The organism is Sinomonas susongensis (genome assembly GCF_005877005.1).
Taxonomy (GTDB): domain Bacteria; phylum Actinomycetota; class Actinomycetes; order Actinomycetales; family Micrococcaceae; genus Sinomonas; species Sinomonas susongensis.
The window spans coordinates 1-15,439 of sequence record NZ_SSNH01000011.1 but is presented as its reverse complement, the minus strand read 5'-3'; the positions used below and the strand labels follow the sequence as shown (position 1 = coordinate 15,439).

At 67.9% G+C, this 15,439-nt stretch carries 17 protein-coding genes; 11 read left to right on the top strand and 6 right to left on the bottom strand.

The window, feature by feature from the left end:
• Positions 1 to 42 precede the first annotated feature (42 nt).
• From E6A21_RS14300 to E6A21_RS14260, 9 genes are all read left to right on the top strand, one after another.
• The gene (locus E6A21_RS14300) at positions 43 to 1,032 is read left to right on the top strand and encodes a D-ribose ABC transporter substrate-binding protein (RefSeq protein ID WP_138444845.1); all 990 of its coding nucleotides are present in this window, start codon (positions 43 to 45) and stop codon (positions 1,030 to 1,032) included.
• Positions 1,033 to 1,129: 97 nt separating this feature from the next.
• Entirely contained in the window at positions 1,130 to 2,869 is a 1,740-nt protein-coding gene (locus E6A21_RS14295) for a dihydroxyacetone kinase family protein (protein WP_138444844.1), read from the top strand.
• A 1-nt stretch (position 2,870) separates the two neighbouring features.
• Positions 2,871 to 3,344: a ribose-5-phosphate isomerase gene (locus E6A21_RS14290; RefSeq protein WP_138444843.1), complete on the top strand. Its 474-nt coding sequence runs from the start codon at positions 2,871 to 2,873 to the stop codon at positions 3,342 to 3,344.
• Entirely contained in the window at positions 3,337 to 4,158 is an 822-nt protein-coding gene (locus E6A21_RS14285) for a triose-phosphate isomerase family protein (protein WP_246036524.1), read from the top strand. The genes E6A21_RS14290 and E6A21_RS14285 overlap by 8 nt, the downstream gene beginning before the upstream one ends.
• Positions 4,159 to 4,169: 11 nt before the next feature.
• The gene (locus tag E6A21_RS14280; RefSeq protein ID WP_138444841.1) at positions 4,170 to 4,988 is read left to right on the top strand and encodes a DeoR/GlpR family DNA-binding transcription regulator; all 819 of its coding nucleotides are present in this window, start codon (positions 4,170 to 4,172) and stop codon (positions 4,986 to 4,988) included.
• A gap of 11 nt (positions 4,989 to 4,999) precedes the next feature.
• Positions 5,000 to 6,112 (top strand): alcohol dehydrogenase catalytic domain-containing protein, encoded by a 1,113-nt coding sequence (locus E6A21_RS14275; protein WP_138444840.1) that lies wholly within the window; start codon positions 5,000 to 5,002, stop codon positions 6,110 to 6,112.
• A gap of 78 nt (positions 6,113 to 6,190) precedes the next feature.
• Positions 6,191 to 7,606, top strand: a complete 1,416-nt coding sequence (locus E6A21_RS14270; protein ID WP_138444839.1) for an MATE family efflux transporter — start codon at positions 6,191 to 6,193, stop codon at positions 7,604 to 7,606.
• Positions 7,607 to 7,664: 58 nt separating this feature from the next.
• The gene (locus E6A21_RS14265) at positions 7,665 to 8,249 is read left to right on the top strand and encodes a hypothetical protein (RefSeq protein ID WP_138444838.1); all 585 of its coding nucleotides are present in this window, start codon (positions 7,665 to 7,667) and stop codon (positions 8,247 to 8,249) included.
• Positions 8,250 to 8,361: 112 nt separating this feature from the next.
• A complete protein-coding gene (locus E6A21_RS14260; protein WP_138444837.1) occupies positions 8,362 to 8,736 on the top strand; it encodes a hypothetical protein in 375 nt (124 codons plus the stop codon).
• Positions 8,737 to 8,881: 145 nt separating this feature from the next.
• Here the strand turns inward: E6A21_RS14260 and E6A21_RS14255 are convergent, their stop codons facing one another.
• On the bottom strand, positions 8,882 to 9,112 hold the full coding sequence (locus tag E6A21_RS14255) for a hypothetical protein (RefSeq protein ID WP_138444836.1): 231 nt from the start codon (positions 9,110 to 9,112) through the stop codon (positions 8,882 to 8,884).
• Positions 9,113 to 9,249: 137 nt separating this feature from the next.
• Between E6A21_RS14255 and E6A21_RS14250 the strand changes: the two genes are divergently transcribed.
• Entirely contained in the window at positions 9,250 to 9,543 is a 294-nt protein-coding gene (locus E6A21_RS14250; RefSeq protein WP_138444835.1) for a TM2 domain-containing protein, read from the top strand.
• Positions 9,544 to 9,547: 4 nt separating this feature from the next.
• On the opposite strand, the gene E6A21_RS14245 is transcribed toward E6A21_RS14250, so the two are convergent.
• Positions 9,548 to 10,318: a hypothetical protein gene (locus E6A21_RS14245; protein ID WP_138444834.1), complete on the bottom strand. Its 771-nt coding sequence runs from the start codon at positions 10,316 to 10,318 to the stop codon at positions 9,548 to 9,550.
• A 142-nt stretch (positions 10,319 to 10,460) separates the two neighbouring features.
• Complete coding sequence (locus tag E6A21_RS14240; protein WP_138444833.1) at positions 10,461 to 11,006, bottom strand: CGNR zinc finger domain-containing protein; 546 nt, start codon at positions 11,004 to 11,006, stop codon at positions 10,461 to 10,463.
• Positions 11,007 to 11,118: 112 nt separating this feature from the next.
• On the opposite strand from E6A21_RS14240, the gene E6A21_RS14235 reads away from it, so the two are divergent.
• Positions 11,119 to 12,090 (top strand): EamA family transporter, encoded by a 972-nt coding sequence (locus E6A21_RS14235; protein ID WP_138444832.1) that lies wholly within the window; start codon positions 11,119 to 11,121, stop codon positions 12,088 to 12,090.
• Here E6A21_RS14235 and E6A21_RS14230 read toward each other — a convergent pair.
• From E6A21_RS14230 to E6A21_RS14220, 3 genes are all read right to left on the bottom strand, one after another.
• On the bottom strand, positions 12,087 to 14,291 hold the full coding sequence (locus E6A21_RS14230; protein WP_138444831.1) for a heavy metal translocating P-type ATPase: 2,205 nt from the start codon (positions 14,289 to 14,291) through the stop codon (positions 12,087 to 12,089). The two genes, E6A21_RS14235 and E6A21_RS14230, sit on opposite strands and share 4 nt — an antisense overlap.
• A 37-nt stretch (positions 14,292 to 14,328) precedes the next feature.
• Positions 14,329 to 14,559: a heavy-metal-associated domain-containing protein gene (locus E6A21_RS14225; protein ID WP_138444830.1), complete on the bottom strand. Its 231-nt coding sequence runs from the start codon at positions 14,557 to 14,559 to the stop codon at positions 14,329 to 14,331.
• A 73-nt stretch (positions 14,560 to 14,632) separates the two neighbouring features.
• On the bottom strand, positions 14,633 to 14,965 hold the full coding sequence (locus E6A21_RS14220) for a metal-sensitive transcriptional regulator (RefSeq protein ID WP_138444829.1): 333 nt from the start codon (positions 14,963 to 14,965) through the stop codon (positions 14,633 to 14,635).
• Between the last annotated feature and the right edge of the window lie 474 nt (positions 14,966 to 15,439).

Sequence of the window (15,439 nt, the reverse complement as noted above, 5' to 3'; positions counted from 1 at the left end):
TCCTCAGCCGGGAAGCGAAAGAAAGAGAGCAAAGGAATCTATATGTTCCGCAAAGCTATTGGCGCAGCATTGGTGCTCGGCGTCACAGGTGCGGTCGCAATGACTGGCTGTTCCGGCGGAAGTGCCCAGTCTGGATCGTCGGCGTCGTCCTCCAACGGAAATGCGGGCGGGCCGATCACGATCGTCGTAAACGACCCCTCGAACCCCTACTGGCTCACGGAGGGGAACGTCGCGAAGGCCGAAGCGGAGAAGCTCGGCTATCAGGCGACGGTCGCTGCGTCCAAGGGCGACGTGAACACGGAATCGACCATTATCGACACCGCAATCGCAAACCATTCAGCCGGCATCATCCTCGACCCGGCGAACGCGGATGGCTCGATCGGCAACATCAAGCGGGCGATGAACGCGAAGATTCCGGTGTTCCTTGTCAATGCTGAGATCAACCAGACCGGCGTCGCACTCGGTCAGCTGGTGTCGAACAATGCCCAGGGTGCTGCCATTGGCGCCCAGCAGTGGATCAAGGCTGCGGGGACCAAGGGAGACTACGCCGAGCTGTTCGGCCTCCCGTCCGATAACAACGCGGCGACCCGCTCGAACGGTTACAAGACCGTCATCTCGCAGTACCCGGACTGGAAGCAGGTCGCCAAGCAGACTGCGAACTGGGATCGCGCCCTGGGCCAGCAGAAGATGCAGTCCATCCTGCAGGCGAACCCCAACATCAACGCCGTGATCTCGGGCAATGACGAGATGGCCCTCGGGGCCATCGCCGCACTCAAGCAGGCGGGCAAGACCAACGTCATCGTCGGCGGCTTCGATGGCTCGCCCGATGCGGTGAGCGCGGTCAAGGACGGCTCTCTCGCCTATACCGTCCTGCAGCCGGTGGCGACCTTCGCGAAGAAGGCAGTGGACGAGCTCGACCAGTACATCAAGAACGGAACGAAGCCCTCCCAGGAGAAGCAGTCCTTCGACTGCATCCTCATCACCAAGGCCAATGTCGACAAGATGACGGCACCGTTCACCTACTCCGGCTGACCGGAGCTGAGCGACTGGCCGCTCGCTCCCGTGCGGCCGTCGGGGGCGGATGCAATCCTCAGGCATCCGCCCCCACCCCCAGTTCACGAGAGGGATCATGAGCTACGTTCTGAACGAATCGGCTATGTTCGCCGATGAGTCCGCTGACGGCTTCGTCGCCGCCCACCGTAATCTCGTCCGCCGCGTCCGTGGTGGCGTCGCGCGTGCCACTGCGACTCCCCCCGGGCAGGTGGCCGTAGTGATCGGCGGCGGCTCCGGCCATTACCCCGCCTTCGCCGGCCTCGTGGGTCCTGGGATAGCCCATGGTGCGGCAATGGGGAACGTGTTCGCCTCCCCAAGCGCGCGGCAAGTGGTCGCGGTCGCGCGCGCAGTCGCCTCCGATGCCGGGGTACTCCTCGCGTATGGCAACTACGCGGGGGACGCCCTCAATTTCGATCAGGCGCAGGACCAACTGCGCTCCGAGGGAATACCGTGCGAGACAGTTCGGGTCACGGACGACATCTGTAGTGCACCTGCCCACGAGCAGGAGAAGCGTCGCGGCATCGCTGGTGACCTCGTGGTTTTCAGGACCGCAGGATGGGCCGCGGAGCAAGGCTTCGACCTCGAATCCGTCGCTGGGCTCACAGCCCGCGCTAACCAGCGAACACGCTCCGTGGGGGTCGCTTTCTCCGGGTGCACCCTTCCCGGGGCTCCTGAGCCGCTCTTCACGGTTCCCGCGGGGATGATGGCCGTGGGAATGGGCATCCACGGCGAACCGGGGATCGAGACAGTCCCGATGTCGTCTGCCCGCGAGCTTGCCGAACTACTCACGGCGCGGGTCCTCGCCGAGCGACCAGAGGGCGTTTCCGCCGAGGGAGGGAGGATCGGCGTCATCATCAACGGGCTTGGTTCTGTCAAGTCCGAGGAGCTCTTCCTGCTCTACGGCGCGGTAGCCTCCCTGATGCAAGGCGCCGGGCTCACTATCGTGGATCCAGAAGTCGGCGAGTATGCGACGAGCTTCGAAATGGCTGGGCTGTCACTCACTGTGGTCTGGCTTGACGACGAGCTCGAGCGGGCGTGGCGCTCACCGGCCTATACACCGGCCTTCCGCAAGGGAGCCGTGCACGTCGCGGAGACACCGTTGATCGCCTCCGAGGAGGGCGAAGCGGACGTCTGTGCAATCGTCGCGGCCTCCGGGGAATCCTCTGCCGCGGGAGTCAGGGTGCTCAAAGCCCTCGATTCCATCCGGCAAGTGATCGACCGCGAAGCCGACGAACTTGGCCGCCTCGATGCGATCGCTGGGGACGGCGACCATGGGATCGGCATGCGGCGAGGCGCCAGAGCCGCGGCCGCAGCGGCGACGGCTGCCAGCGCTGCGGGAGCTGGAGCTGGCACCGTCCTCATTCAGGCCGGAGAAGCATGGGCCGACAAGGCCGGTGGTACTTCGGGAGCGCTCTGGGGCCTCGGCCTCCGGACCATGGGCGAGCACATCGGTGATGCCGAAGCACCCGATGCTGCCGCAGTGGCCCAAGCAGTCGCAGAGGCGCGGGCGGCAGTGCAGCGCACAGGAAAGGCTCAGGTCGGAGATAAGACACTCGTCGACGCGTTGGTGCCCTTCTCGGAGCGTCTGACCGGCCTTGTCTCGGACGGCCAGGAACTGGCCACCGCCTGGACGGCGGCCGCGGCCGCTGCAACAGGCGCCGCGGCCGCGACCGCAGACCTCCTGCCACGGCTCGGACGGGCCCGGCCGCACATGGAGAAGAGCCTCGGCACCCCTGACCCGGGCGCCGTCTCGTTCGCTCTCGCGGTGACCGCGGTGGGCGGCGCCCTCTATGAACACGAACTGAAGGAGAACTGACGTGGGCCGAACCTGGCGAATCGTGGTGGGATCCGACGATGCAGGCTTCCAGTACAAGGAGGCGTTGAAGGCCGATCTCGAGAACGACCCGAGGGTCTCTGTGGTCATCGACGTCGGAGTCGACGCGCAGGACCACACGGCCTATCCGGCCGTTGCCATCGCAGCCGCCGAGAAGGTGCGCGACAACGAGGCTGACCGCGCGCTCCTCGTGTGCGGCACCGGTCTCGGTGTCGCCATTGCAGCCAACAAGGTCCGCGGAATCCGAGCGGTGACCGCTCATGACAGCTACAGCGTCGAGCGCGGCGTCCTCAGCAACAACGCTCAAGTCCTCACGTTTGGGCAGCGGGTCGTCGGCCTCGAGCTTGCCCGTCGGCTTGCCCGGGAATGGCTTGGATACGAGTTCGACGACTCCTCGGCTTCCGCGAAGAAGGTCGCGGTCATCGAAGGATATGAGGGCACGGGGTCCTGTGACTGATCCTGCCGCTCGGCTCCGAGGCGGGAGCCATGCCCCCATCGTCCTCGCCGTGAGCCTCAAGCTCTATCTGGGTGTCGAGAGCACAGTGCAGTGGTCCAAAGCGGTCGCAGACCTCGTGCGCGAGCACCCGGCAGTCGCAGAAGGCAGAGTCCAGCTTTTGGTGTTGCCCTCGTTGCCAGCCCTCCCAGATGTCCGGAATGCATTTGCGGGAACCCCAGTTAAGGTCGGAGCCCAGGATCTGTTCTGGGAAGACAGGGGCGCCTTTACGGGGGCTGTCAGCGGGGCTGACCTGAAGGCGGTTGGATGTGCGTATGTCGAGGTCGGGCACGCCGAACGGCGAGCGCTGTTCGGGGACGACGACGAAGCCGTCCGGCTCAAGTTCGCGGCTGCATTGCGGAACGGCCTTACACCTGTCCTGTGCGTCGGGGAGACGTCGAGGGCTGAATCGGCAGCCGCAGCACGGCAAGCGGGCGAGGAGCTTGCCTCCGCGCTCGCTGGTCTCCCACCCGGCGCCTCCGGGTGTGACATCGTCGTGGCCTACGAGCCGCAGTGGGCCATCGGGCAGGCGGAGGCGGCGGATCCCGAGCATGCGGGTGCGGTCATCGAAGGGCTGCGGGCGAGCCTCGACGCCGACAGCCGCATCGGCTCCGCATTGGTCCTCTACGGCGGAAGCGCCCAGCCGGGGACGCTCTCCGCCTTGGCAGGAAGAGCAGACGGGCTTTTCCTCGGCCGGTTCGCCCACGACCCTCGTCGGCTCGCGCTGATCCTTGACGAGGCGGCTCTGCTAAGTGATCCTCATGTGAGCACTGGGTGAGTTTGAGAGGTATGACGCTGAAACCGGACGAGGCTTCGACCGCTACACGCCAGAGCCGGCAGATGCAGCGCCAGCGCGCGATCAGCGATGCCGTTATGGCGGAGGGCGCGATCCGCATAGAGCAACTTGCCGAACGCTTCGGCATCAGCGTGATGACTGTCCACCGCGATCTGGACGAACTCGAGAACCAGGGGCTCATCCGGAAAAATCGGGGGATTGCAACGGCCACGTCTACGGCCCTGGTGGAATCCAGCGATGTGTACCGTTCAAGTCGGCAGCTGGCCGAGAAGGAGACCATCGCCCAAGCAGCCCTCGAGTTCATCGAACCGGGTCAGGCGATCATCCTCGACGACTCGACCACGACGCTCCATCTGGTGCCGCATCTGAGGGACCGGGCCCCCCTCACAGTCATCACCAACACCCTGACGATCATCAATGACCTCCGCGGAACGAACGGGATCTCGCTTCTCGCGCTCGGTGGCCAGTACTACAACTGGTGCAGCGCATTCATGGGCCGTATGACCACAGAGGCAATTGCGTCGCTCCGTGCGGACGTCCTCTTCATGTCGACGTCGGCAATCACCGATGACATTGCCTTCCACCAGACGCAGGAGACGGTCGACGTGAAGCGGGCGATGTTCGACGCCGCTGCAAAGCGGATCCTGTTAGCTGACCACACGAAGTTCGAGAAGCGGGCCTTGCACGCGATGCTGTCGCTGGAGCGGTTCGACGCTGTGATTGTCGATGCCGGAACTGACAGTGAGCACATCGCCCGCCTGCGTGACAAAGGCGTACGCGTTCTCGTCGCCCGCAAACACCCTCGACAGTAGAAAGGACCACCATGACGAGTCTGGCTGGGAGAACTGAGCCGAGTGCGGCGCTGCCTGCGATGATGCGGGCCGTTGTCTGCCGCGGGCCTGAGGACTATCGGCTGGAAGAGGTGCCCGTGCCGACGCCTGATCAGGACGAGCTGCTCATCAAGGTCGAGGCCGTGGGGGTCTGCGCAAGCGACGTAAAGTGCTATCACGGGGCCGCCAAGTTCTGGGGCGACGAGAACCGGCCAGCATGGGCGCAGAAGGGCATCATTCCTGGACATGAGTTCGTCGGCACTGTAGTGGCCGCCGGCCAACGGGCTCTCTCGCAGCGCGCCCTCGAGTTGGGCACGCGGATCGTGTGCGAGCAGATCGTGCCGTGCGAGGAGTGCCGGTACTGTCAGCGCGGCCAGTACTGGATGTGCGCCCCTCACGAGATGTTCGGGTTCCGTGGCTTCAACGGTGCCATGGCCGAATACCTCGTTGTCCCTTCGCGGGCACGAGTCCACCGGGCCCCGTCTGGCATTCCGGCACAACACGCAGCGTTCGCCGAACCCCTTTCCTGTGCGCTGCACGCCGTAGAGCGCGCTGAGATCAAGTTCGAGGACGTCGTCGTCGTCGCCGGGTGCGGTCCGATCGGGCTCGGCATGCTCGCTGGCGCGCGCTCGAAGAATCCCGCGATGGTGGTGGCGCTGGACACTGTGGACGAAAAGCTCGAACTTGCAAAGAAATGCGGGGCCGATCTCACCATCAACGTTGGCAAAGAGGATGCGGTCCAGATCGTGAAGGATCTCACCGAAGGCTATGGGGCCGATGTCTACCTGGAGGCTACCGGCCACCCATCGGCCGTCTCCCAGGGGCTCAACATCCTGCGCAAGCTCGGCACGTACGTCGAATACTCCGTGTTCCGGTCGGAAGCCACGGTCGACTGGTCGATTATCGGCGACGACAAGGAGCTCAACGTCCTCGGGGCACACCTCGGCCCTCACTGCTGGCCTGCGGCCCTCCGACTGCTGGAGTCGGGTGCCCTCCCCATGGAGGAGATCTGCAGCCACCAGTTCTTCCTCGAAGGATTCCTGGACGCGATCAACCTCGTTGCCAACCCTGCAGGTGGATCGGTCAAGGTGTCTATTCTGCCCTGATCCGCGCTTCGGGGCTCCAGCGCATCAGGTCCCGCGGCTCCATCCGGCGTGTCGGACCGCCGTCCTACAGTGGACAGCATGGACCGGAGGCAAGGGGCAAAGGAGCAGGGCGGAGACGTCGGCGCTCAAGAGGACAGGGGTGCACGCCGCCCACACGCGATCGACGGGGCGGCGCCTGCCCGGTCGGTCGCCCGCGAGATCCTCCGCCTCGCCCTGCCTGCGTTCGGCTCGCTCGTCGCGGAGCCGCTCTTCCTGCTCGCCGATTCGGCCATCGTCGGTCACCTCGGCGTCGCCGAGCTCGCGGGCCTGGGCCTCGCGACGACGGTCCTCCAGACGGTCGTCGGGCTCATGGTGTTCCTCGCCTACGGAACGGGCCCTGCTGTGGCCCGGTTCCTCGGAGCGGGTCAGGCCGGGCGGGCGATGGCTGCGGCGCGCGACGGCGTCTGGCTCGCGCTTCTGCTCGGCGTCGTGATGGCAGCGGTCGGCTGGGCCGCCGCGCCCGCCGTCGTCCGCGCGATGGGAGCGGCGCCAGCGGTTCAGGGGTACGCCGTCGACTATCTCGTGTGGTCGATGCCCGGCCTTGTCGGCATGCTGCTCGTGTACGCCGGGACGGGAGTGCTGCGGGGGCTGCAGGACACGCGGACGCCGCTCGCTGTCGCGACTGTCGGATTCGCGGCCAACGCGGCGCTCAACTTCCTGTTCGTGTACGGCTTCGGGTGGGGCATCGCGGGGTCGGCCATCGGGACGAGCGTCGCCCAGCTCGGGATGGCAGCCGTGTACCTCGCGATCGTCGTGCCTCGGATGCGCTACGAGGGGATTTCCCTCGGCCCTCACTGGGGAGGGATCCTCTCCGCCGCCCACGTCGGCTCGTGGCTCATGCTGCGCACGGCCTCGCTCCGCGCAGCGATCTTCGCCACGGTCGTGGTGGCGACCGCGCAGGGAGCCCAGAACCTCGCAGCTCACCAGCTCGCGATGACGATGTTCAACTTCCTCGCGTTCGCCCTCGACGCGCTCGCGATCGCAGCACAGTCCTTGATCGGCAAGGAGCTCGGGGCCTCCAACGCGGAACGGGCGCGGCAGCTCACGGGAACCATGGTCCGCTGGTCCCTCGGGTTCGGTGTCCTGACGGGAGCCGCGCTCGCGGTCGCTGCGCCGTGGGCCGGGTGGATCTTCACGTCGGACCCCGCCGTGCACGAGGCTTTGACGCCGGCTCTGCTCGTGCTCGCAGCGAGCCAGCCCGTGTGCGGATTCGTCTTCGTGCTCGACGGCGTGCTCATCGGCGCGGGCGACGCGCGCTACCTAGCGCTCGCGGGCGTCCTGAACCTCGTGGTCTACGGGCCGCTGCTCGCCGCCGTCGGGGTGTCGGCCGTCGCCGGTCCGGCCGGGCTCGCGTGGCTGTGGGGAGCCTTCGCGGGTGGCTACATGCTCGCCCGGGCCCTCACGCTCGGCCTGCGGGCGCGGGGGAGCAGGTGGATGGTGCTCGGGGCCGGGTAGTTCGTCGTCGGCTAGGGAGGACCGCGATGCGCCGTCGGGTGCCGACTAGACTTGCGACATGCCTGCCGACTCTCCGTCGCCCGACCGTGCCCGCCTCTGGCCTCCCGTTCTGGGCCGTGCACTCGCCGCGCTCGCCTTCGGCGCGGTCACGGTCTTCTGGGGGCAGCCGACGACGACGGGTGCCGCCTGGGTGTTCGCCGGTTACCTCTGGCTCTTGCTGGCCGTGCAGGCGTGGCTGGTCCGCTCGGAGCGGCCGGAGCCCGGCCGCGGCTCGGCGCTGACGGCCCTCGTCCCCTATGCGTTGGCTGCTTGCGGCGGAATCGTGATTGTCGCGGTCCCGTCCTTGGGCATGCTGGCGGGGACTGGAGCGCTGGCGCTCGTCCTCGTGGGTGCCTCAGACGTGGTTCGTGCAGTGCTCGCGCGCCGCGGCGCGGCGTCGGGCGTTGCACCACTGGGGAGGGACCTCCCCATCACCGGTGTCGTGAGCCTCGGCGCCGGAGCCCTGCTTCCGTTCTTCGCGGGACTCGGACCGCACGCGCTGCTGGGCGTCGCCGGGGGAGGGGCCATCATCACGGGCGTCCTGCTCGCGATCGCCGCCCTGAGCCTCAGGCACGATTCAGCAGGCGCGGCCCGAGTGGCCTAGAATTGAAGGGTTCTGCTTTCTACTTGGCGTAGAACTCCCGGCCAGGCATGAAGCGCAGAGCCCGAGATTCACCGCCGCACCCACAGCAGCGCTGACAGCGCAAGGAGGGCCCATGACCGAAGAATCCCCACGCGGACCGCGCGTTGGCATCAAGGGACCCCTCATGTTCTCCGCCTTCTTCGGCGTCGTCGCGTTCGTCGCCGTCCTGTTCTTCGCCTCGGGCGGAACGGGCCATGGAATGCGGTTCGACCTGGCCTTTGCTGGTGGTGGAATCGCGTTCATCGCATGCCTCGTCGGAGCTGCGATGCTCTCGATGACGTACAAGGAGAACCCCGAGCACCTCAGCCAGGGCTCGGGAGTCAACCTGCGGTCCGAGGATCGCCTCAAGCGGCCGAAGTCCCAGCCGGGCGCTGCCGACGACGGTGCGTCACGGCCCGAGGAAGGCTCTGCGGGCGGAGCCCCGAAGGACCCCGAGGGCCAGTCCTAGTCCAGGCGAGTCCTAGTCCAGGCCAGTCCTAGCCCTGGCCAGTCCTACCCCACGCCAGTCCTAGTCCAGGCGAGTCCCTAGCGCTCGTCCCGCTTCCGGCGGCTGAGGCCGGGGGCGCCGGTCCGGAGCGACGGGCGGGGAGGAATCAGCGGCGGGAGACTCGGGAGACGACGGGCGCCGCCCCGATTTCGACAGCGTCCCAGTGGGCGAGGTCGGCAAGCAGGAGCCGCTTGGTCTCCTCGTCGTCGAACCAGACGAATCCCGCCGGGTGGACGGCCACAACTGTCCCCTCGCGACGTGAAGTCCCGGACGTGAGCGCAAAGCTCTCTCCGCGGCGCAGGCGTACGGCCGCGGCGGCGGGACTGATGATTGTCATTCGATCTCCTAGCGTGCACTCGGATTGTACATGTCCAATGCGTAGTTTCTTTTTGACATGTACATTGAGAGAGCACGACTCCTCCGGCCCAGCCGGCGGGGGCGGACCAGCCAGACGAGACCTTGTGAGCCCATCGCATGACGTACCTCCCCGCGGCCTCCGGCCAGAAGGCCGGGCTTGCCTCAGCAGCCCGCCTTTCGCCGCGCCGTCGTGCCGTGGCTGGCCTCCTCGGCATCTATCTGGGCGCCTTCGGTGCACACCGCTTCTACCTCGGGTACACCGCCATGGGAGTGGTGCAGATCATGGCCGCGATCCTGTTCGCGAAGGCGACCTACGGCGCGGTCTTCCTGTGGGGAATCGTCGAGGGAACGCTTATCGTTTTGGGCGCCCAGCCGTTCCGGACCGACGCGCAGGGGCGCGTTCTCCGCTGACCGCTCAGCTCCACACGGGGCTCTGGTCGGTCCACCCGACCGGCACTCCGAGGCGCTCTACCGTCCCTGGCGTGGAGGTCTCCCCGAGGCCGGTGACTGCGAGGGCGTGGACGACGAGCCGCGTCTGCACCGCGGCGACCCACGACGCCGTGTCCGCGTGCTTGTGCCGGGCATCGACGACGAGCCATACCTGATCGGCGTGCAGGCGCTCCGCGGCGGCGGCATTCGACGCCGTCCAGGCCGGTCGGCCCAGGCCGAACGCGACGACGACGGGCTTCCCGAGGGCCGCGCCCTGCTCGCGTGCAGCGGCAGCCTGCCGCCGGCCTTCGAGACCGGGCCTGCCGTAGGCCTCGAGCAGGCCGGACGTGTACAGCTGGCCGCCCACGGTCTCGGCGAGTGCCATGGCCGGCCCGAGAGCGGCGTCGTGCGGGGCCGCGACGACGGTCAGGCTCCCCGGCGCGCGCAGCGGACCTCCGCCAGCACGTTCATCGACCATGAGCGGCGCGCCGAGCTCGTGCAGCATGGCCGAGACGTCGTCGCCCGGGGCGATGGGCCCGAGGTCGGGGAGGGTGTCGCGCCCGGATTCGACCAGACCGAAGTCGGATTCGTCGACATCGGGAATCACGGCCAGGCCCTCGAAGCGGAGCCTGCGAAGGCGGGCGAGTCCGGAGGGCCGTACGGCCTCCGCGCTGATGAGACGCGCACCCGGACCGAGGGCTATTGCCTTGGACCTGAGCTCGTCGAGCGTGCGCGCCCTCAGCAGCGTGGTGGGCACGTGCGGGTCACCCCCTGAAAGCAGGCGTCGGGCTGGCGGAGGCCGGTGCGTCCGACGGAGACGGAATGGCCTCGTCCCCGCCGACGCGCGGATCAGGGGGAGGCCCTTTCCGAAGGGTACCAAGCGCCTCCCGGATCCCGGCTTAGCCCGCGGCCTTGCGTTCCCTGTACGCGCGGACGTGGGCCCGGTTCGCGCAGTTCCCCGTGTCGCAGTACCGCTTCGAGCGGTTCTTGGAGAGGTCGATGAGAACCGCTTCGCAGTCGTCGGCCGCGCAGACGCGCAGGCGGTCGAGCTCTTTCGAACGGATGACGTCGACGAATGCCATGGCGGCCTCGGTCCCCATGCGCTGGGCGAGGGGGGCTTCGGGGGTGGTGGCGTGGAGGTGCCAGTCCCAGTGGTCGTGCTTGACGAGCTGGGGAAGCGCCTGCGATTCCCGGAGGAGGTCGTTGACGAGGGCCACGGCCTCGTCCTCGGATGCGTCCCACAGGCTCCGGAGCCGGGCTCGCAGCTCGCGCACGGTGGCGAGCTCGTCGTCGTCGTGCGTCCGCGAGCCGGTGAACGCCTCCTGCTCGATGAAGCGGTCCAAGTCGGCGAGCGTGAGCAAGTCGTCGGTTCCATCGGAATCGAGGGTGTTGACGAGGTTCACCGCGCTGCGCAGCGCAACTTCGGTGTCATTGGCGAATAGCACTTTGACTCCTGACTTCCCGGGGTCTAGTGTCACCACCATACACTCGCTTTGGTCCTGACGCGGGCAAGATTCGCTTGGAGCGCAGGATTCCGACCCTTTGGAGGTCTCACCCGTGTCCGCCAACCGTTCGGCGTCTGGCCTCGTCTACGCGCTGCTGTCCGCTGCCACCTTCGGCGGCAGCGGCCCTCTCGGGAAGTCCCTCCTCGAGGCCGGCTGGAGCCCCGGCGCTACGGTCGGCACGCGCATCGGGCTCGCCGCCGCCGTCATGCTCGTGCCGACGCTCCTGGTCATGCGGGGGCACTGGAGCCGGCTGCGTCAGGGACTCGGGATCATGGCCGCGTACGGCACGGTTGCCGTCGCGCTCTGCCAGTTCTGCTACTTCAACGCGGTGGCCCGCATGAGCCCGCCGGTGGCCCTCATGCTCGAATACCTCGCCCCGATCGTCATAGTGGGCTGGCTGTGGCTGCGGAGCCGCCGTCGTCCGGGGCTGCTGACGATCGCCGGAACCGTCGTCGCCATGTTCGGACTCGTGCTCGTCCTCAATCTCTTCAGCGCGACCCGGGTCGACCCGATCGGCGTCCTCTGGGGCGTCGGAGCGGCCGCGTGCCTCGCCGTGTACTTCGTGCTCTCGGCCAAGGCCGACGGCGTTCTGCCGCCTTTCGCGATGGTGGGTGGGGGCATGGTGTTCGGTGCCGGTGCGATCGGCGTCCTGGCCCTCGTCGGCGTCCTTCCCCTCTCCGCCACCTTCGGTTCCGTCCGGCTGTGGGGCACGGAGACAAGCTGGCTCGTGCCGATCCTCGGCATCACCCTCGTGGCGGCAGTCGCCGCCTATTCGCTCGGCATCGTGGCCGCACAGCGTCTCGGTCCGAAGGTCGCGAGCTTCGTCTCGCTGACCGAGGTGCTGTTCTCGGTGCTGGCCTCGTGGCTCTTCATCGGGGATGTTCCCGCCCCGATCCAGGCACTCGGCGGCGCGCTCATCGTCGCGGGCGTCGTCCTCGTCCGGGTGGACGAGCTGCGCGCACCCCTTGCTGAGCCGTCGCTCGAGGACGCCGGGCCGGAACCGCTGCCGACCCGGTCCGCCTAGCGCGCGAAGCGCGTGAGCCGGAGCGAGTTGGCGACGACGAGCAGCGAGCTCGCGGCCATGGCCGCGCCACCGATCATCGGGTTGAGCAGGCCGAGCGCGGCGACCGGAATGCCGACCGTGTTGTAGGCGAAGGCCCAGAACAGGTTCGTCTTGATGGTGCGCAGCGTGGCCCGCGAGAGCTCGATGGCGAGCGCAACCTGCCCGAGGTCGTCCCCCATGACGGTCAGGTCTGCGGCCTCGCGCGCGACATCCGTGCCGGAGCCCATGGCGATCCCGAGGTCGGCCTGGGCGAGCGCCGCGGCGTCGTTGACGCCGTCGCCCGCCATCGCCACCGTCGCGCCTTCCGCCTGAAGGCGGCGCACGGCCTCGACCTTCCCCTCGGGGCTCACGCCGGCGAAGACGTCCGACGGCGCGATCCCCACCTCCGCGGCGACCCGCGCCGCGACCGCGGGGTTGTCGCCCGTGAGCAGGACGGGACGCAGGCCGAGCGCCTTGATGCGTTCGACAGCTGCTGCGGAACCCGGCTTGACCGTGTCGCGCAGGCTCACCGCGCCCGCGGCATCCCCGTCGACCGCGATCCAGACCGCCGTCGCGCCGGATTCCTCGCGCCTGCGGAACACGTCGCGAAGCGACCCGGGAACGTCGATGCCATTCTCGCGGAGCCAGGACGCGCGGCCCACGACGACGCTCTTCCCGCCGACGAGGCCCACTACGCCGCCGCCGGGCACCGCGCGGAAGCCGTCGACGGCCGGCAGGCTTGCGCCCGCTGCGCCCGCGCACGCCGCCGCGACGATTGCCTGGGCGACGGGGTGCTCGCTCGCGGACTCGACGGCGCCGGCGAGCGTCAGCACTTCGCTCGCGTCCCAGCCGGGGACCGGGTCGACGGCGTCGACCGAGAGGCGCCCCGTCGTGACAGTGCCGGTCTTGTCGAGTACGAGCGCGTCGACGTGGCGGGTGTCTTCGAGGACCTGCGGACCGCGGATCAGGATGCCGAGCTGCGCGCCCCTGCCGCTGCCGGCGAGCAGGCCGACAGGGGTCGCGAGCCCGAGCGCGCAGGGGCAGGCGATGACGAGGACGGAGACGGCGGCCGTGGTCGCGGCGTCGATGCCCCCGCCGGTGAGGAGCCAGCTGCCGAAGGCGATCACCGCGATGGCGAGGACCACTGGGACGAACACCCCGCTGATGCGGTCCGCGAGCCGTGCGATGGGTGCCTTCGAGGCCTGTGCCTCGGACACGAGCCGGGCCATTGCGGCGAGCGTGGTCTCCGACCCCACACGGCTCGCCTCGACGACGAGCCGACCGGAGGCATTGACTGTTGCGCCCGTGACTCGGTCGCCGGGCCCGACTTCGACCGGCAGCGATTCGCCGGTGATCAGCGAGGCATCGACGGCCGAGCTCCCCTCGCGCACGACTCCGTCTGCGGCGATCTTCTCGCCCGGGCGCACGACGAAGAAGTCGCCCGGCGCGAGCTCGTCGGCCGGGATCCTGTATTCGACGCCGTCCTCGAGGAGCGCTGCGTCCTTCGCGCCGAGATCCAGCAGGGCCTTCAGGGCGCTTCCGGCGCGCGCCTTCGCTCGCGCCTCCAAGAACCGTCCCAGCAGGAGGAACGTCGCGACGACGGCGGCGACCTCGAAGTAGAGGGTTCCGCTTCCCATGCTGGGGTCTGCCGTGAGTGCGGGATCGGCGATGAGCTGCCCGAGCGAGAAGGCGTACGCAGCGATGACGCCGAGGGAAACGAGCGTGTCCATCGTCGACGAGCCGTGGCGAGCGGCGATCGCCGCCGCTCGGTGGAACGGCCAGGACGCCCAGGTCGCCGCGGGCAGGGCCAGGGCGGCAGCCCACCAGCCCCAGTTGGGGAACTCCAGCCCGGGAAGCATCGAGAATGCGAAGACCGGAACGGTGAGGATCGCAGCCACGGTGAGGCGCGGCACAAGCCGAGCGCCAGGGCTGTCCTGCTCCTCGCTGCGTTCCGCCGCCTCGTGCAGTCGCGCGGCGTAGCCCGCGGCCGCGACCCGATCGATGAGCTGCTGGTCATCCACCGTCGGGGGCACCAACACGCGGGCAGTTTCAAGGGGGAGGTTCACGGTCGCGTGCACCCCCTCGAGCGCGCCGAGTTTGCGTTCCACCCGGCGCACGCACGAGGCACAGGTCATGCCCTGGATGTCGAGTTGGACGACGCGGGCAGCATCGCGGACAGGCATGCTTCCGATCCCCCTCAGCAGCGGACGGCCTGTCACCTCAGGCCTGATTGTCGACGACGAGATAGCCTGCCTCCGCGATCGCCTCGCTGATGGCCTCGTGCTTGAGCTTGCGGTCAGAGTCGATGGTCACTTCGGAGATCCCGCCGGCGTTGAGATCCACTGAGACCTCTTCAACGCCGTCGATCGATTCGAGTTCCTCGGTGACAGCTGCGACGCAGTGGCCGCAGGTCATGCCGTCCACGTGCACGGTGGTCTTGAAATGCGCCATCTCGGCTCCTTCGTCAGGGGCTGTCTGGTTTCCGGGCTTCATCGCGGGGCTCGTGCTGGACACGGCCCCGGCGCTACCGGAGAAGTCGTCCGATCGCATCGGCTGCCTCCTTGACCTTGGAGTCGATCTCTTCCGAGCGCCGCTCGGGGTCGGGTTCATTTGCAGCGCCCACAACACAATGGCCGATGTGCTCCTCGAGGAGACCGAGGCTGACTGCGTGGAGGGCTTTCGTAACTGCCGAGACCTGAGTCAGGATGTCGATGCAGTACTTGTCGTCCTCCACCATCCGGGCGATGCCGCGGACTTGGCCTTCGATCCGCTTGAGCCGGAGCAGGTACGCGGACTTGTTGGCGGTGTAGCCGTGGACTGGAGTGGGTGGATCCGTGGCGCTGGCTTCCATTTCCATACCGGGAAGCTATACCCGGAGGGGGTATCGGTCAATACCCCGACGGGGTATGCGATCCCGGTGCGGCCGCTCTGGCAGGCGCTGTGTTGGAGCCCACAGCTCCTCGATTTGCCGCGACCCGACGGGGCCGGTAATGTATTCCGAGTCGCCGACGGAACGCGGAACACCGCGAAGGCCTCGGCGGCCGAAACCCTCCTCCGACAGTCGAACGGCAGCGATGCTGCGTGTGAGACGACGGACGGAGCAGATCAATTGCCAAACCTCGGAAGACCGAATGGGAATTTGAGGGAAAAGCGAGGATCTGGTAGGTTAGGAAAGTTGCTTCGGAGCGGGCCAGAGGTTCTGGTGGGTTCCGGAGGGGCCTGTTGTTTGAGAACTCAATAGTGTGCCATGTTTGATTCGATGCCGTTTTTTTGAATGGCTGGATTGTCTGGCCTGTGCTGCCGTTGTGGTGGTGTGGGCTGGGTTTTTTGG

Bases quoted from the DNA above. Each gene is read 5' to 3' on its own strand.
- E6A21_RS14255 (WP_138444836.1), bottom strand. From the start codon at position 9,112: ATGACAATCATCAGTCCCGCCGCCGCGGCCGTACGCCTGCGCCGCGGA.
- E6A21_RS14280 (WP_138444841.1), top strand. From the start codon at position 4,170: ATGACGCTGAAACCGGACGAGGCTTCGACCGCTACACGCCAGAGCCGG.
- E6A21_RS14225 (WP_138444830.1), bottom strand. From the start codon at position 14,559: ATGGCGCATTTCAAGACCACCGTGCACGTGGACGGCATGACCTGCGGC.
- E6A21_RS14260 (WP_138444837.1), top strand. From the start codon at position 8,362: ATGACCGAAGAATCCCCACGCGGACCGCGCGTTGGCATCAAGGGACCC.
- E6A21_RS14265 (WP_138444838.1), top strand. From the start codon at position 7,665: ATGCCTGCCGACTCTCCGTCGCCCGACCGTGCCCGCCTCTGGCCTCCC.
- E6A21_RS14275 (WP_138444840.1), top strand. From the start codon at position 5,000: ATGACGAGTCTGGCTGGGAGAACTGAGCCGAGTGCGGCGCTGCCTGCG.
- E6A21_RS14220 (WP_138444829.1), bottom strand. From the start codon at position 14,965: ATGGAAATGGAAGCCAGCGCCACGGATCCACCCACTCCAGTCCACGGC.
- E6A21_RS14230 (WP_138444831.1), bottom strand. From the start codon at position 14,291: ATGCCTGTCCGCGATGCTGCCCGCGTCGTCCAACTCGACATCCAGGGC.
- E6A21_RS14250 (WP_138444835.1), top strand. From the start codon at position 9,250: ATGACGTACCTCCCCGCGGCCTCCGGCCAGAAGGCCGGGCTTGCCTCA.
- E6A21_RS14270 (WP_138444839.1), top strand. From the start codon at position 6,191: ATGGACCGGAGGCAAGGGGCAAAGGAGCAGGGCGGAGACGTCGGCGCT.
- E6A21_RS14300 (WP_138444845.1), top strand. From the start codon at position 43: ATGTTCCGCAAAGCTATTGGCGCAGCATTGGTGCTCGGCGTCACAGGT.
- E6A21_RS14295 (WP_138444844.1), top strand. From the start codon at position 1,130: ATGAGCTACGTTCTGAACGAATCGGCTATGTTCGCCGATGAGTCCGCT.